Here is a 21,164-nt window from a genome sequence, read left to right on the forward strand (position 1 = left end):
CGGGTCAGGGGCAGGGTTCGGTGGTGGCGAGCTCGGGGTCGCGCCCGGCCACCCGACGCGAACGCCGGACGACCCGGGCCTGGCGCACGGAGTCCACGGTGAGCAGCACCAAGGCCACCCAGACGATGCCGAAGCCAACCCACAGCGCGCCCGACACATGTTCCCCGAGCAGCAGGACGCCGCACAGCAACTGCAGCACCGGCGTGATGAACTGCACCAGCCCGATCGTCACGAGCGGCACCCGCCGAGCAGCAGCGGCAAAGAACAGCAACGGGATCGCGGTGACGACACCGGCAGCGACGAGCAGCCCCGTGTGCACGCCACCCTCGGACCCGAACGTCAACGAGTCGCGCCCCGCCAGCACGAACAGCACCACCACGGCAATCGGCGCGAGCACCGTCGTCTCCGCAGCCAGCGAATGCATCGCATCCAGCGACGCGCCGATCCGCTTCTTCACCAGCCCGTAGAACGCGAACGTGAACGCGAGCGACAGTGCGATCCACGGGAACTCGCCACCCGCGACGGCCAAATACACGGCTCCCAAAGCACCGACGACGACCGCCGCCCACTGGAGCGACCGCAACCGTTCGCGCAGCACGACGACTCCCAACCCCACCGTGACGATCGGGTTGAGGAAGTAGCCGAGTGCCGCGGCATACGTCCGCCCGGTCAGGACGGCGAGGACGTAGACGACCCAGTTCACCGCGATGAGCAGGGCCGCGAGCGTCAGCCCACCGGCCAGCCGCGGCCGCCGCACGACCGAGCGCACCCATCGCAGGTCGCGCCGCACGAGCAGCACGAGCGCGCAGAACGCGAGCGTCCAGAGGATCCGGTGCGCGAAGATCTCGAACGCACCCGACGGCTTCAGCGCGTGGAAGTAGAGCGGGAAGAGGCCCCAGATGCCATAGGCGGCAAACGCGTATGCCGTGCCGCGGCGAACCTCGTTGTCGTCACCTTCCAGCGGAGTCACCGTCGGGTCACGCGACCGTCCAGGAGTCGCGGCCACGGAGGAGCGCCGCGAGGTCATCGTCGGTCGCCGGTCCGCCAGCCGTGTCGATGGCGGACCGAACCTGCGCCCGCACCCCGTCGTCGTAGGTCGGACGCGACACCGAGCGGAAGATGCCCATCGGCACGTGCGTCATCTCGGGGGAGTCGAGCCGCGACAACGCGAACGCCTGGCTCGGGTCCTCGGCGCCGGCGTCGTGGACGACGACCTCGAGGTCCTCGGCCTCCACGGAAGCGGCGGCGACGAACTCGAGGCGACCACCCGGCATACGCACCAACGTCTTTCGGTCGTCCTCGGGGCCGACCTGCACCGGCTCCCCGTCGCGCAGGTGGACGACGCGCGCCTCCTGCTGGGAGCGATCCTTGATGAGGTCGAAGGCGCCGTCGTTGAAGATCGGGCAGTTCTGGTAGATCTCGACGAGCGACGTGCCCCGGTGCTCGGCGGCGGCGCGCAGGATGCCGGTGAGGTGCTGCCGGTCGCTGTCCATCGTGCGCGCCACGAACGTCGCCTCGGCGCCGAGCGCGAGCGACACGGGGTTGAACGGCTGGTCGACCGACCCCATCGGCGTGGACTTCGTGACCTGGCCGACGCGCGACGTGGGGGAGTACTGGCCCTTGGTCAGCCCGTAGATCTCGTTGTTGAACAGCAGGATCGTGAGGTTGACGTTGCGACGCAGGGCGTGGATGAGGTGGTTGCCACCGATCGACAGTGCGTCACCGTCACCGGTCACGACCCAGACGTTCTGGTCCGGGCGCGACGTCGCGAGGCCGGTCGCGATCGACGGCGCACGGCCGTGGATCGAGTGCATGCCGTAGGTGTCGAGGTAGTACGGGAAGCGGCTCGAGCAGCCGATGCCCGACACGAACGTGATGTTCTCGCGCTTGAGTCCGAGCTCGGGCAGGAAGCCCTGCACCGCCGCGAGGATCGCGTAGTCACCGCAACCCGGGCACCAGCGCACCTCCTGGTCGGAGGTGAACTCCTTCTTGGTCTGCTTTGCGGCGTCAGGGGCAAGCAGCGGTATGCCGGCCAGCCCGCTCGGGCGGGCGGCTGCGCCGTTCGTGGTGGTCGCGTCCGGGGTGGTCCGGTTCTCGACGGTGGTCACTTCAGCTCCTCGAGGTGGGTGAGGATGACGTCAGCGAGGTCGACCGTGGAGAACGGCAGGCCACGCACGGAGGTGTGGGGGCGGACGTCGACGAGGAACTCGGCGCGCAGCAGCATCGACAGCTGGCCGAGGTTCATCTCGGGCACGACGACGCGGTCGTAGGACCGCAGCACCTCGCCGAGGTTGGCGGGGAAGGGATTGACGTGGCGCAGGTGCGCGCTGGCGACGTTGTGTCCCGCGTTGCGAACAGCCCTCACAGCAGCGGCGATCGGGCCCTGCGTCGAACCCCAGCCGAGGATGAAGAGGCGCGCCTCGCCGGACGGGTCCTCGACGGCCAGGTCGGGGATGCCGGCGATGCCCGCGACCTTGGCGGCGCGTAGTCGCGTCATCTTGTCGTGGTTGTCGGGGTCGTACGAGATGTTGCCGGTGACGTCGGCCTTCTCGATGCCGCCGATGCGGTGCTCGAGACCGGGCGTCCCGGGGATGGCCCACGGGCGAGCGAGTGTCTCGGGGTCGCGCAGGAACGGGTGGAAGACCGGCTCGCCCTTGTCGTCGACGCCGTTGGGGGCGGACGCGAACTCGACGCTGAGGTCGGGGAGGTCACTCACCTCGGGGACGGCCCACGGTTCGGAGCCGTTGGCGAGGTAGCCGTCACTGAGGAGGAAGACCGGAGTCCGGTATGCCGTCGCGATCCGGACCGCTTCGAAGGCAGCGTCGAAGCAGTCGGCCGGGGTCGACGGCGCGATGACGGGGACGGGGGACTCGCCGTTGCGGCCGAACATCGCCTGGAGCAGGTCGGACTGCTCGGTCTTGGTGGGGAGGCCGGTCGAGGGGCCGCCTCGCTGGACGTCGACGATGACGAGGGGCAGCTCGAGGGAGACGGCGAGGCCGATCATCTCGGACTTGAGGGCCACGCCCGGTCCCGACGTCGTCGTCACGCCGATGGCGCCGCCGAAGCTCGCGCCGAGGGCGATGCCGATGCCGGCGATCTCGTCCTCGGCCTGCATCGTCGTGACGTCGTGGCGCTTGAGGGCGGACAGTGCGTGCAGGATGTCCGACGCCGGCGTGATCGGGTAGGAGCCCAGCACGAGCGGCAGCTTGGCCTTGTGCGCAGCGGCGACGAGGCCGTGGGCCAGAGCGGTGTTGCCCGTGATGTTGCGGTAGGTCCCCGCCGGCATGGTCGCCGGCGCGATCTCGTAGCTCGACGCGAAGTCCTCGGTCGTCTCGCCGTAGTTCCAGCCCGCCTTGAGGGCGGTGAGGTTGGCCTCGAGGATCTCCGGGTGGGCGCCGAACTTCTTGGTGAGGAAGGCCTCGGTGCCGGTCGTGGGACGCGTGTACATCCACGACAGGAGACCGAGCGCGAACATGTTCTTGGCGCGCTCCTTCTCCTTGCGGGTCAGGCCCTCGAACTCGGCGAGCGCCTCGACGGTGATGCTCGTGAGCGGCACGGCGTGGACGTGGAACGACTCGAGCGTCCCGTCCTCGACCGGGCTCTCTGCGTAGCCGACCTTGGCGAGGTTGCGCTTGGAGAACTCGTCGGTGTTGACGATGATCGTCGCGCCGCGCGGGACGTCACCGAGGTTGGCCTTGAGCGCCGCCGGGTTCATCGCGACGAGCACGTCGGGGGCATCGCCCGGCGTGAGCACGTCGTGGTCGGCGAAGTGGAGCTGGAAGCTCGACACTCCGGGGAGCGTGCCCTGGGGTGCGCGGATCTCGGCCGGGAAGTTGGGGAGCGTCGACAGGTCGTTGCCCATCGCAGCGGTCTCGGACGTGAACCGGTCGCCGGTGAGCTGCATGCCGTCACCGGAATCCCCAGCAAATCGGATGACCACACGATCGAGTTTCTGAACGGTCTTGCTGGACATGAACACCTGACTCGAGAGACGTCCGTCGGGCCTGATTCTGTGATACCCGCCGTTCACTCCATCGTACGACCGAGGTAAGGCAAGGCTATGGAGGTGTCCACGATCCAATGACGGGTGTTGATCGCGTGGGGAACGTCCCCGAGGGCGGGGTGCCTCGGATCCTGAGACGATGGGCGCACCTCGGGTGAAGGTCACCCGATCGTGGTCGTCCGGGGTTGGGATGAGCGTGGGGACGAGGATGCGCACGAAGGTGCGGATGCAAGTTACGAGTGCAGCGGCAGTCGCGGCTCTGGTGATGGGCACCAGTGGATGCGACGGTGGTGCGGAGCGGCGCGAAGGGTCCCATCGTCGACGCCGATTGGCCCAAGGCGTGGAAGGCGGTTCAGGACGTCGCTGGCAAGCGTGGCTTCGGCGACCCTCACCTCGTCGTCGACAAGCCCGGGCACCACGTCGCCTCGCTCTACGACGCCGACGGTGCCGAGCTGTCGATCGGGACGAAGGTCAACACCGTCCTGTCGATCGATGGGGCCTGCCACCTCGGGTGACCCGCAGGTCGTGACCGTGACGTGCCCTCGGGACGGACACCTCTTGTTCACCTGCGGTGGCTAGGCTGCCCGCCATGACCGGATACGTTGCCGCTGCCGCCGTGCTGGCGACCGGCATCCTGCTCGTGATCGCCGCGTCGGGTGCGCGCCGGCTCCTGGCCCCCCGCGCGGCAACCGCCGCCAAACTCACGACCTACGAGTCCGGTGTCGACCCGGTCGGAGAGGGCTGGGCACAGAGTCAGGTCCGCTACCTGTCCTACGCCTTCCTCTACGTCGTCTTCGCGGTCGACGCGGTCTATCTCTTCCCGTGGGCCTACGTCCTGCGCGACAGCAACCTCGGCGTCGCCTCGCTCGTCGAGATCGCGGTCTTCATCGGCATCATCGTCATCGGCCTGCTCCACGCGGCCCGTCGCGGACTGCTTCGCTGGACGTGACCGATCCGCTCCTCAGGGGAGGTGAGGCTCCGGACCCGCGCACCCTCGTCGATATCCTGCGCGCCACGATCGAGGCGCACCCCGACGCTCCGGCCATCGACAACGGCACCAGTGTCCTGACCTACGGCGAGTTCGCCGACGCCGCCGAGGAGGTCTCGGACGCCCTCCGAGCCGCGGGTGTCGAGCGCGGCGACCGCGTCGGCATCCGCATCCCGAGCGGGACCCTCGACCTCTACGTCGCCATCGCCGGCATCCTCTACACCGGTGCCGCCTATGTGCCCGTCGACTTCGACGACCCCGATGAGCGGGCCCGGGTCGTCTTCGGGGAGGCCGACGTCGCGGCGGTGATCACCACGGATCTCGTCGTGCGCGCTGTCGGCGAGCACCCGGCATACGAGAGCAGTGACGACGCGCCGCCACGCGAGGATCCGACGACGGAGGACGACGCCTGGATCATCTTCACGTCCGGCTCGACCGGCACCCCCAAGGGCGTCGCGGTCACGAACCGCAACGCCGCAGCCTTTGTCGATGCCGAGTCGCGAATGTTCCTGCAGGACAGGTCACTTGGTCCGGGAGATCGGGTCATGGCCGGGCTCTCCGTCGCATTCGACGCGAGCTGTGAGGAGATGTGGCTGGCGTGGCGCTACGGCGCATGCCTCGTCCCCGCGCCCCGTTCGCTCGTGCGGTCGGGTGTCGAACTCGGACCATGGCTCACCGCCAACGGCATCACCGTCGTCTCGACCGTCCCGACCCTCGTCGCGCTGTGGCCGACCGAGGCGCTCGCGGCAGTGCGCCTCCTCATCCTCGGCGGCGAGGCCTGCCCGCCCGAGATCGGCGCACGCCTCGCCAACGAGAACCGCGAGGTCTGGAACACCTACGGCCCGACCGAGGCCACGGTCGTCGCGTGCGGCGCCCAGCTCGACGGGACGCCGCCGGTGCGGATCGGCCTGCCGCTCGCAGGCTGGGACCTCGCCGTCGTCGACGAGGCCGGCAATCCCGTCCCCGAAGGTGAGAGCGGCCAGCTCATCATCGGCGGCGTCGGTCTCGCCCGATACCTCGACGAGGCGAAGGACAAAGCGGCGTATGCCGCGATGCCCACCTTGGGCTGGGACCGCGCCTACCGCTCGGGAGACATGGTTCGGCGGGACTCCGCCGGGCTCGTGTTCCTCGGGCGGATCGACGACCAGGTCAAGGTCGGTGGTCGACGGATCGAGCTCGGCGAGATCGACTCCGCCCTGCTGTCCCTGCCCGGGGTGAGTGGCGCGGCAGCCGCCGTGCGCAGGAGCGAGGCAGGCAACACCCTGCTCGTCGGCTACGTCACGGTCGAGGACGGGTTCGACACCAAGGCATCGGCCGAGTCGCTGCGCCAGTCGATGCCGGCTGCACTCGTGCCCCGTCTCGCGGTCGTCGACACGCTGCCGACGCGCACCTCGGGCAAGATCGACCGCGACGCCCTGCCGTGGCCGCTCCCGTCCGCGACGTCTGCCCCGGGCGCCGGTGCGGGAGCCGACGCGAGCGACACCGCCGGTTGGGTATCCGGACTGTGGGCGAGCATCCTCGGTGGCCCGCCCGGAGACCCCGACGAGGACTTCTTCGACGTCGGCGGTGGGTCCCTCAGTGCCGCTCAGCTCGTGAGCCGCCTGCGGGAGCGGTTCCCGGAGGTGACGGTCGCCGACATCTATGAGAACTCCTCTCTCGCAACGCTTTCGGCCGCGCTGGACGAGATGGAGACCCCCACCGGTCGACTCAACCGCGACGTTCCCCCGGTGCCGGGCAAGACGCAGGCGGCTCAGATCCTCGCGACCGTGGCGCTGCGCAGCATCGCCGGACTGCGGTGGCTCACCTGGATCGGTCTCGGCAATGCGGTGGCACGCAATCTCTTCGACCTCACGTGGTTGCCGACGGTGCACTGGTGGTGGCTGGCCCTGGGGTGGCTGCTCCTGATCTTCCCCATCGGACGAATGGCCCTGTCCGCGTTGGGTGCTCGCATCCTGCTGCGCGGACTGACGCCGGGCGAGTATCCCCGTGGCGGCGCCGTCCACCTCCGCATCTGGCTGGCGGAGCGGCTCGTCGACGAACTCGGTGCGACGAATCTGTCGGGTGCGCCGTTCATCAAGGTCTATGCACGGTGGCTCGGCGCGCGCATCGCCAAGGACGTGGACCTCCACACCGTGCCGCCCGTGACCGGCATGCTCGACCTCGGCCCCGGCGCATCGATCGAGCCCGAGGTCGACCTGCGCGGGCATTGGATCGACGGGGCCAAGCTCCTCGTGGGTCCGGTGCGGGTGCGTGCGGGGGCACGGGTCGGTGCGCGTTCGACCCTGCTGCCCGGTGCGGATATCGGCAAGCGTGCCGAGGTGGCACCGGGGTCGGCCGTCTTCGGCGCGGTGCCGGACGAGGAGTCCTGGTCCGGGGCCCCTGCCGAGCCGTCGGGCGCAGCGCGTGGCCCCTGGCACGACGCCGTCGCACCGAACCGTCCGGTCTGGCAGATCGCGTATGCCGTGTCGGCCGTTCTCGTTGCCCTCCTGCCGGTCGCCGCGACCCTGATCGGCGCCACCGTGGTGCTCTCACCGTTGTCCGCGACGACGTCCATCGGTGACGCGCTCAGGACAGCGCTGCTGTGGATCCCGGTCGCGGTGACCGCCGGCTTCGTGGCCCTCGCCCTCCTCGTCCTCGTGCTCGTCCGGCTGCTCTCGATCGGGCTCCACGCCGGCGCGCACCCGGTCCACGGGAGGCAGGCCTGGCAGGCGTGGACGACCTTGCGCATCCTCGACGACGCCCGGACGTGGCTCTTCCCGCTCTATTCGAGCTCGCTCACGCCGGCGTGGTTGCGCGGTCTGGGCGCCGACCTCGGGCCCGACGTCGAGGCGTCGACCGTGCTGCTCATCCCGAAGTTCGCCCGGGTCGGTGAGGGAGCGTTCCTCGCCGACGACACCCTCGTGGCCGGCTATGAGCTCGGCTCCGGGTGGCTGCGCGTCGAGAACGTGCGCATCGGCAAGCACGCCTTCGTCGGCAATTCCGGCATGGCCGCTCCCGGCCGCAAGGTCCCCAAGAAGGGCCTCGTCGCCGTGCTCTCCGCGGCACCCCGGCGCAAGAAGGCCAAGGCCGGCACGTCCTGGCTGGGATCACCCCCGCGCCCACTGCGCCGCGAGGGCACCGAGACCGACTCCGGTCGCACCTACGCCCCGGCGACGAAGCTCCGGGTGGCCCGGGCCTTCGTCGAGGCGCTGCGCGCCATCCCCGTGTGGCTGCACATCGCCCTCGTGGTGCTCGTCGTCGCCGCGATCGAGTGGCTGTTGGCGCAGGGCCTCTTCTGGGCCGTCCTGGCCAGCGGACTCGTCCTCCTCGCTGCCGGTGCCGTGGCTGCCGGGCTCGCAACTGCGGCCAAGTGGCTGCTCATCGGCAAACTGCGCCCCGGCAACCACCCACTCTGGTCCTCCTTCGTCTGGCGCAACGAGCTTGCCGACACGTTCGTCGAGGTCATCGCCGCACCGTGGTTCGCCCGCGCCGCCACGGGCACGCTCGTCCTCAACGAGTGGCTCCGGTCCATGGGGGCCAAGATCGGCGACGGGGTCTGGCTCGAGACCTATTGGCTGCCCGAGGCCGACCTCGTCCGCCTCGACGACGGAGCCTCGATCAACGCGGGCACGGTCGTCCAGACCCACCTTTTCCACGATCGCGTCCTTTCGATGGACACGGTCACGGTGAAGCGCGGCGGCACCCTCGGCCCCAACTCGGTCATCCTGCCGGCGGCGCAGATCGGCCGGCACGCAACGGTCGGACCGGTTTCTCTCGTCATGCGCGGCGAGTCGGTCCCGGATCGGACGCGCTGGATCGGCAACCCTGTCGGACCATGGGTGGACGACGAATGACGGGCGACGCGACCAGCGCGGAGGCCGATCCCTACGTTCCGAAGCACGGCGACCCGGCATACGGGGTCGATCGCTACGACCTGGACCTGACCTACAAGGCGGCCGGCAACCACCTCTCCGGGCGTGCACACCTCACCCTGACCACGGAGCGGGAGACCGACGCGATCGCGATCGACCTGCACGCCCTGCGGGTCACGAAGGTCGAGGTGAGCGGAGCCACGGTGAAGCGCTGGGCGCACCGAGCCTCGCGACTCACCCTCCGCTTCGACGCGTCCGTTCCCGCCGGAACCGTTCTCTCGGTGTCGATTTCGTATGCCGGCACACCCCAGACCGTCCCCGGTCCCGATGGTCGCGCCGGCTGGGAGGAACTGGCCGACGGGGTGATCGTCGCGTCGCAGCCGCACGGTGCACCGTCATGGTTCCCGTGCAATGACCGCGCCGCCGACAAGGCGACCTACCGGATCAGCGTGACGACCGACGCGGCATACACGGTCGTCGCGAACGGCACGCTCACGAGCCGGCGCAAGGTCGGTCGTGGGACCGAGTGGACGTATGCGATGGACGAGCCGATGGCGCCGTATCTCGCGACGGTGCAGATCGGACGCTACGAGACGACTGAGCTCAGTGCCAGCCCGGTGCCCGTTCGTGTGATGCACCCGGCACGACTGAAAAGCGCTGTGGCAGAAGCCTTTTCGGACCAGGTGCGGATGATCGAGGTGTTCGCGGACCTGTTCGGGCCCTATCCGTTCACGCAGTATGCCGTCGTCGTCACCGATGACGACCTCGAGATCCCGCTCGAGTCGCAGGCGATGTCGACGTTCGGGTCGAACCACTGCTCCCGCTCCTGGGAGGCGCAGCGACTCATCGCCCACGAGCTGTCGCACCAGTGGTTCGGCAACTCGGTGACGGCGGCGCAATGGCGCGACATCTGGCTGCACGAGGGTTTCGCCTGTTACGCCGAGTGGCTGTGGTCCGAGGCTGCGGGGATCTCGACGGTGGACGAGCAGGCGGCGATCCACCACGCCCGCCTCGCCGCCGAGCCGGAGGACCTCGTCGTGGGTGCGCCGGGCCCGAAAGACATGTTCGACGACAGGGTCTACAAGCGCGGTGCGCTGACCCTGCACGCCCTGCGGTGCGACGTGGGGGATGATGCGTTCTTCGCGATCCTGCGCGACTGGGTGGCTCGACACCGGGGTGGTGTCGTGACGACTGCTCAGTTCGAGGCGTTGTGCGACCGGACGGCCGGGCGACGGCTCGGCGAACTGTTCGAGGCCTGGCTCCGCAACGAAGCGCTCCCGCCGCTGCCCACCCGGCGTGCCTGACTCGCTCACCCGTCCCCAACTCGCCAATTCCTCCCCTCCGGGACATGACGGACCCGTATGCCGGCCGCTCACCTAGAGTGGGGCCGTGACCGCCGACCAGCCCGTGATGCTGCCGATGCCGCGCGTCGGGCCCGTCGCAGAGCACGCGCCCAAGCCGATCCGGGTCGTCCTCAACTGGGGCCGTCGCTACTCGCTGTGGGTCTTCAACTTCGGCCTTGCCTGCTGCGCGATCGAGTTCATCGCCGCGTCGATGGGCCGCCACGACTTCATCCGCCTCGGGGTCATCCCGTTCGCGCCCGGGCCGCGCCAGGCCGACCTCATGGTCGTGTCCGGCACGGTGACCGACAAGATGGCGCCGGCGATCCGTCGCCTCTACGACCAGATGCCCGAGCCGAAGTACGTCATCTCGTTCGGGGCCTGCTCGAACTCCGGTGGGCCGTACTGGGATTCGTACTCCGTGACCAAAGGTGTCGATCAGCTCATCCCCGTCGACGTCTATGTCCCCGGGTGCCCTCCGCGACCCGAGGCGTTGCTCCACGGCATCATCCGGTTGCAGGAGCAGATCGCCGGCGAGAAGCTGACGGGTCGCGCCATCGCCGAGCGCCTCGGTGCGGGTCAGGATTCGCCGCGCTACACCGCGCACCGCACCGCATCGGCAGGCGAGGTGACGCGAGGACGGGTCGAGAGGCCGAGCTGATGCTCATCGTGCTGGGCCTGCTGGCGTTCCTCATCGAGTTCGCATTCATGGTGGGCGTCTTCATGTTCGCGTCCGCCATCGTCGGAGGTGGCGCCGGCGGTGCGGTCGTGGGGGTCCTCGCGGTGATCCTCGTCGCCGGACTCTGGGGTCTCTTCATCGCGCCGAAGGCACGCCGTCGAATCCCCAAGGTGCCTCGAGCCCTGGCCTCCGGAGGTGCCGTCTCCGTCATCGGTGCCGGCCTGCTCGGGTTGGGACACAACCGATTTGGGCTCGTGCTCATCGGATCGGGTCTCGTCCTCGTCCTGGCCCAACTGGCCCTCGACGAGAGCCAGCCGCCCGTTCGGCGCCCGCGAGCTCCCCACGAAGAGTCCCGCCGCAACATGTCCCGCGGCTCGCGCCACCGTCGCTGACCCAGGGCCCTTCACTCAACGGCGCACGACCGCACGGGTGAGCCGACCCACGGGGGCGGGCGGACGGCATACCGGTTGGTAAGAACTTGGCAAAATCCTGTGACGCGAGTCACTGCGGAAGGTGCCCCCGGCCCTAGGTTGCGATCACCCCACCCCTGCCAACCACGGGAGATGTCAATGTCGACAGTTCGTGTGATGGGCCTGATCGCAGCGGGAGCCGCTGCGACGAGCCTTGCGTTGAGTGCAGTTCCAGCACAGGCAGCAAGCTCCTACGTCGCCCTGGGCGACTCCTACTCGTCCGGGACCGGGACGAGGGACTACATCAATGACGGCACACAGTGCCTGCGCTCCACCAAGGCGTACCCGTCGCTCATCGCCGCGGCGAAGGGCTACTCGCTGAACTTCCGAGCCTGCTCGGGCGCGACGATCCCCGACGTCACCAACACCCAGCTGAGCGCGCTGTCGGCGTCGACGACCCACGTCAGCATCTCCATCGGCGGCAACGATGCGGGCTTCGCCGATGTCCTCACCGAGTGCGCGATGCCCGGTTGGGCGAGCAACTGCAACGGCGCCATCAACACCGCGCAGAGCTACATCACCAACACCCTGCCCGGGCGGCTGTCGACGCTCTACACGTCCATCCGCAGCAAGGCCCCGAACGCGCGCGTCGTGGTCGTCGGCTACCCGCGGATCTTCATGGGGGAGGACTGCAACGCCTTCACGTGGTTCTCGCCCAGCGAGCAGTCGCGGCTCAACCAGACCGCTGACCTCATCAACAGCAAGACGTCAGCAGCGGCTGCTGCCAAGGGTTTCAGCTTCGCCAACCCGACGTCCCGCTTCGTCGGGCACGCCGTGTGCGACTCCCCGGAGTGGCTCAACGGACTGTCCAACCCGATCGTCGAGAGCTACCACCCCAACGTCGCCGGGCACCGTGACGGCTACACGCCGACGGTGAGCACGCCGCTCACCGGCTCGACGGTCAAGGTCAACGGCAAGGTGGCGCGTGCGGCCGACGCGTCGGCAGAGCGCCTTGCCGCGCGACAGCGGACGTATGCCGGCCAGGACGCCTCGATCACGCCGAAGCAGTTCCGCGTCCCGGACCTCACAACCGCGGCGGTGAAGGCTGCGGCTGCGCGAGCGGGTGTCAACCTGAACTCGCGGGCGAGCATCGACGCTGCGGACCGCGTGTGGTCGCAGCGCCAGGCGGTCTCGAACAACTGACCCCGCTGAAAGCCCCGTTTCGCAACTGATTGCCCGTTCGGCCCCCGTCGCAGCCCTCCTCACCGGCCGAACGGGCAATCAGATGCGTTTAGGGTGAGCGCGTGAGCACCGATGAGCTGCACGACGTCGCGCCTGGCGAGTGGCACGAAGCCGTGTCTGCTGCCCAGGCCACCGGGTTCACCTTCTTCGACTGGCTGAGCGCTGTCGACCGGACCTATGACGAGGCCAACCCCGGTTACGACGTCGTCCTGCGGGCCATCGCGCTCAACCGCCGCGACCCCGTCGTGGGCGAAGGCGTCGAGGGTCTGCACGCCATGCGCATCACGACCCGCGTCCCCGAGGGCGTTGCCCTGGCTTCCGTCACGGATGTGTATGCCGGGGCGGCCTGGCACGAGCGCGAAACTCACGAGATGTTCGGGGTCGAGTTCGACGGGTTCGACGACGGGTCCGGGTCCGGGCTGCGACCGTTGCTCCTGCCCGAGGGGTTCGAGGGAACGCCGCTGCGAAAGTCGTTCGTGCTCGCCGCGCGAGCGTCGAAGACCTGGCCGGGCGGCAAGGAGCCGGGCGAGGGCCATGACTCCGCGAAGTCGCCGTCGCGCCGGCGCGTCCAGGCGCCCGGTGTGCCCGACCCCGAGTGGGGACCTCGCTGACGACCACGCCTGTCGTCATCGAGCGGAGCCGCGTCAAGACGGCCCTCGTCGGTCTCGGCTGTTCGCTTTTATCGTGGCTCGGTGTCCCGAACCCGGGAATTGGGTGACTTCGGGACGGGCGCACGGGAATTGCGAGATCCCGTGCCTGAGCGGTGCCCACCGTCGATGCTCCCCGCCGTCTAGGCTGCGTGACGATGAGCGTGCTCGAAGTGGTGCTGAGGTCGGTGGCCGTGCTGGCCGCCTTCCTCGTGTTTCCCCTGCTCGTCGGGCAGGCCGAGCACAAGCTCATGGCGCACATGCAGGGTCGTCTCGGACCGATGTATGCCGGTGGGTTCCATGGGTGGGCCCAGCTCGTTGCCGATGGGGTGAAGTTCGCGCAGAAGGAGGACATCACTCCGCGTGCTGCGGACCGGTGGATCTTCCGGATCGCGCCGTTCGTCGCTCTCGTGCCCTATCTCGTGGCCATGGGGGCACTTCCGTTGCAGGCGGGTGTCGTCGGCATCGACGTCCCGGCGAGCGCGGTCCTCGTCCTCGCGGCGACGAGCGTGGGTGCGCTGGGGACGCTCATGGCCGGGTGGGCGAGCGCCAACAAGTACGCCTTGCTCGGTGCGCTGCGGTCGGCTGCCCAACTCGTGTCCTACGAACTGCCGCTCGTTCTCGCCGTCGCCTCGGCGTGCCTGGCCGCGGGGACGCTCAGCCTGTCGGGTGTTGTCGAGGCGTGGTCGCCGTGGTGGTTGCTGTGGCAGGCGCCGGGGGCGCTGGTCTTCCTCGTCGCGGCGCTCGCCGAACTGCAGCGGCCGCCGTTCGACATGCCGATCGCCGACGCCGAACTCGTCATGGGCCCGTGGACGGAGTACACCGGGCTGCGCTTCGCGTTCTTCCTGCTCGCGGAGTATGCCGGGATCGTCGTCTTCTCGTTGCTCTTCGCCGTTCTCTATCTCGGCGGGTGGCGAGGGCCCTTCGACGACTCGCTCGGCTGGCTGTGGACGCTGCTCAAGGGCTTCCTCGTCGCCGTCCTCGTCATCTGGTTCCGCGTTGCGTGGCCGCGCATGCGTGAGGACCAGCTGCAACGGCTGGCCTGGCTTCGACTCCTGCCCCTGGCGCTGATCCAGCTGGCGCTCACCGGAATTGGCGTGGTGATGACCTCATGAGCACTCCCCAGAACCCCAGCCAGAGCGGCAGCAAGCCGACGAGCAAGAGCCTGCTGCCCGGCATACTCAAGGGCTTGGCGACCACCGCCAAGACGGCGACGCGCAAGACGCACACGCACGAGTACCCCGACGTCGCGCCCGACCTCCCCCCGCGCAGCCGCGGCGTCATCGCGCTCATGGAGGAGAACTGCACGAGCTGCATGCTGTGCGCGCGCGAGTGCCCCGACTGGTGCATCTACATCGACTCGCACAAGGAGACGATCCCGGCGACGACCGAGGGTGGTCGCGACCGGCAGCGCAACGTCCTCGACAACTTCTCGATCGACTTCTCCCTGTGCATGTACTGCGGGATCTGCATCGAGGTCTGCCCGTTCGATGCGCTCTTCTGGAGCCCGCAGTTCGAGTACGCGGAGACCGACATCCGCGACCTGCTCCACGACAAGGAGCGGCTCGGCGGGTGGATGGAGTCGGTGCCGCCGCCGCCCGCGCTCGACGAGCGTTCCGCGGAGCCTGCGGAGATCGCCGCCGCGAACAAACCGGCCCGTATGCCGCGGGGTCGCCCGAAATGACGTCTCTCGACCTCGCGTTCGCGGCGTGCGGAGCGCTGGCCGTCGTGGCCGGGCTCCTCGCGGTGAGCACCCGGCAGGTGGTGCACGCCGCGCTGTGGCTCGTCGTCGCCCTGCTCGGGGTGGCCGGGTGCCTCCTCGTCCTCGGGCACGAGCTGGTGGCGCTGGTGCTCGTCCTTGTCTATGTCGGCGCGATCGTCGTGCTCGTCCTCTTTGCGCTGATGCTCACGCGCGCGCCGATCGGTCCGGATCTCGTGCACGCCGTGCCGGCGTGGCGGCGCGTGCTCGCGGGACTCGCCGGTGCCGCGACGACCGCGCTGCTGCTCGCCGCCCTGCTCCCGCTCGCCGACGGTGCCGTCCAGCGGCGCGAGATCTCCAACAAGGCCGTCGCGACCGAGCTGTTCGGGACGTGGGTGTGGCCGTTCGAGGCGCTGTCCGTGCTCCTGCTCGCGGCCCTCATCGCCGCGCTCGCCGTCTCCCGCGGTGCCGGGGCCGGTGTCGACACCTCAAGCGACCGACTTCTTGCCCGTTTGGGACACGTCGACCCGGCCGAAGGCCGCTCCGACGTGTCCCAAACGGGCAAGAAGTCGAAAGACGGGTCGGGGGAGGAGGCTCGATGATCCACCTCGCCGGTCCCCACATCGTCGCCGCGTTCCTCGTCGGGCTCGGCGTCATGGGCGTCACCGTGCGTCGCAACGCAGTGCTCCTGCTCATCGGCGTCGAGCTCATCCTGTCCGGCTCTCTCATCCTCCTCGTCGCGTCCGGTGCCGCGAGTACGTCCCGGTGGGAGGCGTCGAGCATCCTGCCGCTGTTCGTCATCACGATCGCCGCGGCCGAGGTCGTCGTGGCGCTCGCGATCATCCTCACGGCCTTCCGCCACCGCGGCTCGATCGACCTCGACGAGCCCCTGCCTGCCGACGACTCGAGTGATGGGAGGGGTGCGATGTGAGTGCCCTGACTGTCTCCCACTGGCTCGTCGGACTACCCGTGCTCGCCGCCCTGGCGACGCTGGCGCTGCGTCGCACCCCGCACCTCGCCGCCCTCGTCGCGGTGCTCGCCTCGCTGGCGTCCGTCGTCCTCGCGACCATCGGCCTCTTCGTGGCGCCGACCCGTTTCCAGGGGATCATCCAGGTGCGCGAGCCGGTCCAGGTCGGCGGGATCGAGATGCCGTTCGAGCTCGGCGCCGGACCCGCGACGGCCGCCGTCGCCGCAGTGGTCGCCCTCGTGGCCGCCGCCGTCCTCGTCTTCACCCGCTGGTACCTCGAGGACGACGACCGCCTCGCCCAGTTCGCCGCGACCGTCTCCCTCTTCACGGCGGCGATGATGCTCGTCGTCCACGCCCGCGACCTCGTCCTCACCCTCATCGGTTGGGAGGTCATGGGGTGGTGCTCCTACCTCCTCATCGGCCACTGGTCCCGCAAGGAATCGGCGCGCCGCGCGGCATACAAGGCCTTCATCGTCACCCGCGTCGCCGACATCGGCTTCGTCCTCGGCATCGTCGGGCTCGTCGCCGGTGCGGGGTCGACGGGTCTCGACGCCGTCATCGACGCCTGGAGCGGCCCGGACACGCCGGCCACGCCCGCCGTCCGCTCGGCACTCCTCGCGCTCGTCGTCATCGGCGTCCTCGGCAAGTCCGCCCAGTTCCCGTTCCAGGACTGGCTGCCCGATGCCATGGAGGGCCCGACCCCTGCCTCCGCGCTCATCCACGCCGCCACCATGGTCGCCGCCGGAACGGTCGTTCTCGCCCAGCTCTTCCCCGTCCTCGTGCATGCCGACGGCGCACGCTGGCTGCTCGGTATCGCGACCGCCGTGACGATGGTCGGCGCGGCTGCACTCGCCCTGGGACAGTCCGACCTCAAGCGACTCCTCGCGTGGTCCACGGTCAGCCAGGTCGCCATCATGCTTTCGGCGCTCGCGACGGCCACCGAGGAGATCGGACCCGACCCGGCGCTGTTCCACATGTGGTCGCACGCGGTCTTCAAGTCGCTCCTCTTCCTCACCATCGGCTGGCTGTCCGTCGTCGCGGGGTCGACCCTCGCGGTGGCGCTGCGCGGTGCGGGCAACGTCCACCAGCTCGCCCGCGTGGCGTGGCTGTTCGGTCTCCTCGCGCTCGCCGGTGCGCCCTTCGTCGTCGGTGGGTTGTCGAAGGAGCACGTCCTCGTCACCGCCTATGAGGGGGCGATCGGGTCCGGCGGTCCGGGCGTCATCGTCCTTGCCGCGCTCCTCGTGACCGTGGTCCTCACCGCCGCCTATGCCATGCGCGCGCACCTCGTCGTCACCGCGCCGCTCGAGCGCGCCGAACCTTCGGCTGCCGGCGACGACCACCCCTCGGGTATGCCGTCCGACGCGGTTCTCGCGGCGCTGGCCGTTCTCACTGTGCTCACCGTGGTCGGTGGGTTGATCCTCATCACGGGCCTCTTCGACATCCACCGCGCCTCTCAGTGGTGGATGCTCCTTACTCTGCTCCTCATCAGTATCGGTGCCGGGGTCTCGTGGCTCGCCCGCAGTTCGGGCGACCCGCGGGATGCGTTCGTCCGGACCCGGCGCCATCGCGCCCTGGCCGATCGGGGACTCGGCTTCGACACGGCATACCGGCGTCTGATCGCCGACCCGGTGCTGGGACTGGCCCGGGTCGTCGCGTTCCTCGACCGTGAGGTCGTCGACGGCTACGTCCGCGGTGCGGCCGCGTCTGCCGGGATCGCTGGTTGGTTCGCCGAGCGAGGGCACCGACGCGAAGCCCCGTCGGCCGGCGTCGGCCTCGTTGCGCTCGGACTCATCGTCGCGGCCGGAACGGCGGTGCTGACATGGCGCTGATCGCGATGCTCGTCGTTCCGGGTGCCGTCGGGCTGTGGCTCATGACCGGTGGTCGTGCCCTCGATGTGGCCACGGCCCGCGTCATCGCCCTCGTCGCCGCTGTCGTCGGTGGCGCGGCGGCCGTCGTCGCGAGCGCACAGCGGCCGGTCATCGACCGCGCCTGGATCCCTGACCTCGGCGTGCGGTGGCACTTCGAGATCGACGGGATCAGCGCACCCCTCGTGGCCCTCACGGCCGTGATCGGAGTCCTCGTCGTCGCTCACGCGTGGGCGGAGCAGCCGTGGCTCGACGCGTCCGGAGGGGAGCGGGGGAGTGCGGCGACCTATCTCGGCGCCCTGTTGCTCGTGGTGACCGGAGCCTTTGCGGCCTTCTCGGCGCGAGACGCGGTCCTGTTCTTCATCGCGTTCGAGGTCGTGCTCGTGCCGATGTGGGTGCTCATCGGCCGCTATGGCGACCCGCACAGCGAGGCGAAGCGGGCCGATGCGTCCGCGCGGTTCATCCTCTATACCGCCATCGGTTCGACCCTCATGCTCGTCGGGATCCTGCTGCTCGTGTGGCAGGCGGGAACGGCCGACTTCGCCGAACTCCCCGCGGCCGCAGCGGACCTCTCCCTCGGCCAGCAGACCCTGATCGCAACGCTGCTCACGCTCGGACTCGCCGTCAAGGTCCCCGTCTTCCCACTCCACACGTGGCTGCCCGCGGCGCACACGACGGCGCCCACCGCAGGCTCGGTGCTGCTCGCCGCGGTCCTCCTCAAGCTCGGCACCTATGGCCTCGTGCGGCTGCCGTTGGCGAACGTGCCCGACGGCTTCTCGCGCATCGCACCAGTGCTCGCCATCGCGGGCGTCATCGGCATCCTCTGGGGCGGACTGATCTGCCTCGTCGAACGCGACCTCAAGCGACTCATCGCCTTCTCGTCCGTCGCGCACATGGGCTTCGTCGTGCTCGCACTGGCGTCCGGCACCGAGACCGGGGTGCAAGCGGCCCTCATCGGCAACATCGCCCACGGCGTCATCTCGGCGCTGCTCTTCGTCATCGTCGGCGGCCTCAAGCACCGATGGGGATCGGTCGACCTGGCCATCGTCCGACCGGCACTGCGCGAAGTGTCGCCACGGCTGGGGTTCGCGCTCATCCTCGGGTTGGCCGCAGGCCTGGGTCTGCCGGGACTGGCCGGCTTCTGGGGCGAGTTCGTCGCCCTCGTCGCTCCGTGGAATCCCGCTCAGCACACCGGAATCCTGCGCACCTGTGCCGTCATCGCCGCGGTCGGCGCGGCCCTCGCCGCGGCGTATTCGCTGCGCGTCGCTCGCATCGTCTGGGTGGGCGACGAGGTCTCGGCCGACGCGCCCCACCGGGCCGCTGACACGCGCGGGCTGGAACTTGCCGTCGTCGCCGTCCTCGGCGCTGCCGTCGTCGCCATCGGTGTCGCGCCCGTGATCGTCTGGTCGGTCACCGCTGACGCCGTCTCCGCGCTCGTGGGAGGAGCCCCATGACCCTGACGATGGACTGGGGTCTGCTGCTCCCGGCGCTCCTCCCTGTCGCCGCGCTCGCGCTGATCCTCGTGGTCGAGGCGATTGCCCCGACGGCGCGACCGGTGCTCGTGGTCCTCGCCGGCTTCGGCCTCGTCGCGGCGGCGGCCGAGACGATCCCGGGACTCGTCGGCGACGACGACCCACGGCTCACGCTCTGCACGCCGGCCCCCGACGGTCGATGCATGTGGGACGGGGGCGCGCTCACGAGCACGCTCCAGCTCGCCATCCTGCTGTCGACGCTGGCGGTGCTCGCCCTCATCTCGGTGCGCCGGGCCGGGGTCATCGAACTCGTGATGCTCCTCGCCTCGGCCTCCGGTGGCGTCGCGGTCGTGGCTGCGCGAGACCTCGGCACGTGGCTCATCACGCTCGAACTCGCCACCCTGCCCGTCATCGCCCTCGTCGCCTGGCGCGACCGCAGGGCGGCGGCCCACGGAGCCCTCACTCTCCTCACGACGTCGCTCGTGTCGTTCGGTCTGCTCGTCCTCGGCACTGCCCTGTGGGTCACGGCCACCGGCGACCCCACCCTCACCGGCGAGTCGCTCGCCACGGCGTGGGCCGTCCCCGAGCAGCGCACCCTGGCCGGTCTCGCCACCGTCGTGCTCCTGGCTGGTCTCGCCTTCAAGCTCTCGGCCGTCCCGTTCCACGCCTGGACCCCGACGACGCTCACGTCCGGCCCGCTCCCAATCTCTGCGCTGCTCGCGTCGTCGTCGAAGCTCGCCGCCATCGGCGCGCTCATCGTCGTGCTCGCGCCGTACGACGCGGTCGTCGACCTGTCACCGGGCCCGCACGTCGTCGTCGCCGCGCTCGTCATCCTCACCGTCGCATCGATGCTCACCGGCACCGTCATGGCGCTCCGCCAGACCGAGGTCGTGCGCCTGCTCGCGTGGTCAACCGTGGCCCAGGCCGGATGGATCCTGCTGCCCCTCACCGCCTTGACCGTCGCCGGTCGTCAGGCTGCCGCGGTCTACACCCTCGTGTATGCCGTGGCCGGCCTCGTCGCGTTCGCTGCGGTCCGCGCCATCCACGGAAGGCGAGTGGAGGACGGACGGGAGCTCACGGCATACACGGGTCTGTTCCGGCGCGACCCGCTCACGGGAGGGGCACTCGCTCTGGCACTCCTCGTCCTCGCCGGACTGCCGCCCGGCGTCATCGGACTCGTCGCGAAGATCGTCGCGCTGCGCCCCGCCGTCTCCGCAGGGCTGTGGCCGGTCGCGGTCGTGGCCGTTGTTGCGGCCGTGCTCGGCATCGCGGTCTATGTGCGGTGGTTCGCGGTGCTGTTCGGTGAGCCGACGATCGATGCGCCGGCGCGTCCGGCCCAGCGTCGCGCGAGCCTCGGAGTCGCCCTCATCGGGTCGGCCGTCCTCGTCGTCGCCAGCGCGCTCCCGCAACTGCTCGTCGGCCTCGTCTCCTGATGCCGTCGACGACGATCCGGCTCGTGCGGCCGGACGACACCGACGCGCTCCTCGAGCACCTCGTTCGGGACCGCGGGGCGTTCGAGCGTTGGGAGCCGGCGCGCCCGGACGACTACTACACGCCGCTGGGCCAGCGGCAGCGAGTCGAGAGCTATCTCGAGGCCTTCGAGGCGGGACGCATGTGGCCCGGCGTGGTCCTCTCCGGCACGGAGGTCGCCGGCTTCATCACGGTGAGCGACATCCGGCGTGGCCCCTTCCAGGCTGGATCCGTCGGCTACTGGATCGGGACGAGCCACCAAGGGAAGGGTCACGCCCAGCGGGCGCTCGGCCGACTCCTCGACCTCATGGCCGGCGAGCTCGACCTGCACCGGGCCGAGGCGAGCACGGCCCTCGACAACGGTGCGTCGCACCGGGTGCTCGAGTCGCAGGGTTTCCGGCGCATCGGCACGTCGACCTCGTCGTTCCACGGACCGGAGGGGTGGCGCGACAGCGTTCTGTGGGAGCGCGTGCTCTGAGAAACGTTCGCGATGGCCCGGAACGTGGGCCCGCGGGTCTGCGTTAATAGGAG

Annotated in this window: 19 protein-coding genes; 16 read left to right on the forward strand and 3 right to left on the reverse strand. The window is 69.9% G+C overall.

The genetic code is table 11. The features are described from left to right. Nucleotides 1-4: 4 nt before the first annotated feature. From rarD to N803_RS07340, 3 genes are all read right to left on the reverse strand, one after another. Entirely contained in the window at nucleotides 5-1,006 is a 1,002-nt protein-coding gene (rarD, locus tag N803_RS07330; RefSeq protein WP_245617070.1) for an EamA family transporter RarD, read from the reverse strand. Then, nucleotides 978-2,036 carry a 2-oxoacid:ferredoxin oxidoreductase subunit beta gene (locus N803_RS07335; RefSeq protein ID WP_035904008.1) on the reverse strand — a complete coding sequence of 353 codons (1,059 nt, stop codon included), beginning with the start codon at nucleotides 2,034-2,036 and terminating at the stop codon, nucleotides 978-980. Before N803_RS07335 ends, rarD begins: the two co-directional genes overlap by 29 nt. A 68-nt stretch (nucleotides 2,037-2,104) precedes the next feature. After that, nucleotides 2,105-3,973 (reverse strand): 2-oxoacid:acceptor oxidoreductase subunit alpha, encoded by a 1,869-nt coding sequence (locus tag N803_RS07340; protein ID WP_035903817.1) that lies wholly within the window; start codon nucleotides 3,971-3,973, stop codon nucleotides 2,105-2,107. Nucleotides 3,974-4,290: 317 nt separating this feature from the next. Here N803_RS07340 and N803_RS07345 point away from each other — a divergent pair, with 317 nt between their 5' ends. The 16 genes from N803_RS07345 (at nucleotide 4,291) to N803_RS07420 (ending at nucleotide 21,111) form a co-directional block, all read left to right on the forward strand. Continuing rightward, a complete protein-coding gene (locus N803_RS07345; protein ID WP_169743061.1) occupies nucleotides 4,291-4,518 on the forward strand; it encodes an LppA family lipoprotein in 228 nt (75 codons plus the stop codon). A gap of 74 nt (nucleotides 4,519-4,592) precedes the next feature. Then, nucleotides 4,593-4,952, forward strand: coding sequence for an NADH-quinone oxidoreductase subunit A (locus N803_RS07350; protein WP_035903818.1), 360 nt, complete (start codon nucleotides 4,593-4,595; stop codon nucleotides 4,950-4,952). Further along, entirely contained in the window at nucleotides 4,949-8,824 is a 3,876-nt protein-coding gene (locus tag N803_RS07355; RefSeq protein WP_035903820.1) for a Pls/PosA family non-ribosomal peptide synthetase, read from the forward strand. The genes N803_RS07350 and N803_RS07355 overlap by 4 nt, the downstream gene beginning before the upstream one ends. After that, nucleotides 8,806-10,146, forward strand: a complete 1,341-nt coding sequence (locus N803_RS07360; RefSeq protein WP_245617072.1) for a M1 family metallopeptidase — start codon at nucleotides 8,806-8,808, stop codon at nucleotides 10,144-10,146. Before N803_RS07355 ends, N803_RS07360 begins: the two co-directional genes overlap by 19 nt. 106 nt (nucleotides 10,147-10,252) lie before the next feature. Continuing rightward, nucleotides 10,253-10,843, forward strand: a complete 591-nt coding sequence (locus tag N803_RS07365) for an NADH-quinone oxidoreductase subunit B (protein WP_035904011.1) — start codon at nucleotides 10,253-10,255, stop codon at nucleotides 10,841-10,843. Then, nucleotides 10,843-11,253 (forward strand): YrdB family protein, encoded by a 411-nt coding sequence (locus N803_RS17435; protein ID WP_052112008.1) that lies wholly within the window; start codon nucleotides 10,843-10,845, stop codon nucleotides 11,251-11,253. Before N803_RS07365 ends, N803_RS17435 begins: the two co-directional genes overlap by 1 nt. Before the next feature lie 195 nt (nucleotides 11,254-11,448). Beyond that, a complete protein-coding gene (locus tag N803_RS07375) occupies nucleotides 11,449-12,474 on the forward strand; it encodes an SGNH/GDSL hydrolase family protein (protein ID WP_245617074.1) in 1,026 nt (341 codons plus the stop codon). Nucleotides 12,475-12,575: 101 nt separating this feature from the next. Beyond that, nucleotides 12,576-13,124 (forward strand): NADH-quinone oxidoreductase subunit C, encoded by a 549-nt coding sequence (locus N803_RS07380; protein ID WP_035903828.1) that lies wholly within the window; start codon nucleotides 12,576-12,578, stop codon nucleotides 13,122-13,124. A 194-nt stretch (nucleotides 13,125-13,318) separates the two neighbouring features. Beyond that, a complete protein-coding gene (locus N803_RS07385; protein WP_035903829.1) occupies nucleotides 13,319-14,275 on the forward strand; it encodes a complex I subunit 1/NuoH family protein in 957 nt (318 codons plus the stop codon). Beyond that, a complete protein-coding gene (locus N803_RS07390) occupies nucleotides 14,272-14,844 on the forward strand; it encodes a 4Fe-4S binding protein (RefSeq protein WP_035903831.1) in 573 nt (190 codons plus the stop codon). The genes N803_RS07385 and N803_RS07390 overlap by 4 nt, the downstream gene beginning before the upstream one ends. Next, nucleotides 14,841-15,461, forward strand: a complete 621-nt coding sequence (locus N803_RS07395) for an NADH-quinone oxidoreductase subunit J family protein (protein ID WP_245617076.1) — start codon at nucleotides 14,841-14,843, stop codon at nucleotides 15,459-15,461. The genes N803_RS07390 and N803_RS07395 overlap by 4 nt, the downstream gene beginning before the upstream one ends. After that, nucleotides 15,458-15,790: an NADH-quinone oxidoreductase subunit NuoK gene (gene nuoK / locus N803_RS07400; protein WP_052112011.1), complete on the forward strand. Its 333-nt coding sequence runs from the start codon at nucleotides 15,458-15,460 to the stop codon at nucleotides 15,788-15,790. Before N803_RS07395 ends, nuoK begins: the two co-directional genes overlap by 4 nt. After that, complete coding sequence (locus tag N803_RS07405; protein ID WP_035903833.1) at nucleotides 15,787-17,655, forward strand: NADH-quinone oxidoreductase subunit 5 family protein; 1,869 nt, start codon at nucleotides 15,787-15,789, stop codon at nucleotides 17,653-17,655. The genes nuoK and N803_RS07405 overlap by 4 nt, the downstream gene beginning before the upstream one ends. After that, nucleotides 17,646-19,145: a complex I subunit 4 family protein gene (locus N803_RS07410; RefSeq protein WP_035903834.1), complete on the forward strand. Its 1,500-nt coding sequence runs from the start codon at nucleotides 17,646-17,648 to the stop codon at nucleotides 19,143-19,145. The genes N803_RS07405 and N803_RS07410 overlap by 10 nt, the downstream gene beginning before the upstream one ends. Next, complete coding sequence (locus N803_RS07415) at nucleotides 19,142-20,596, forward strand: NADH-quinone oxidoreductase subunit N (protein WP_035903835.1); 1,455 nt, start codon at nucleotides 19,142-19,144, stop codon at nucleotides 20,594-20,596. The genes N803_RS07410 and N803_RS07415 overlap by 4 nt, the downstream gene beginning before the upstream one ends. Beyond that, nucleotides 20,596-21,111, forward strand: coding sequence for a GNAT family N-acetyltransferase (locus tag N803_RS07420; RefSeq protein WP_035903838.1), 516 nt, complete (start codon nucleotides 20,596-20,598; stop codon nucleotides 21,109-21,111). Before N803_RS07415 ends, N803_RS07420 begins: the two co-directional genes overlap by 1 nt. Nucleotides 21,112-21,164 lie beyond the last annotated feature (53 nt).

It is taken from the genome of Knoellia subterranea KCTC 19937, from assembly GCF_000768685.1.
Classification (GTDB): Bacteria; Actinomycetota; Actinomycetes; order Actinomycetales; family Dermatophilaceae; genus Knoellia; species Knoellia subterranea.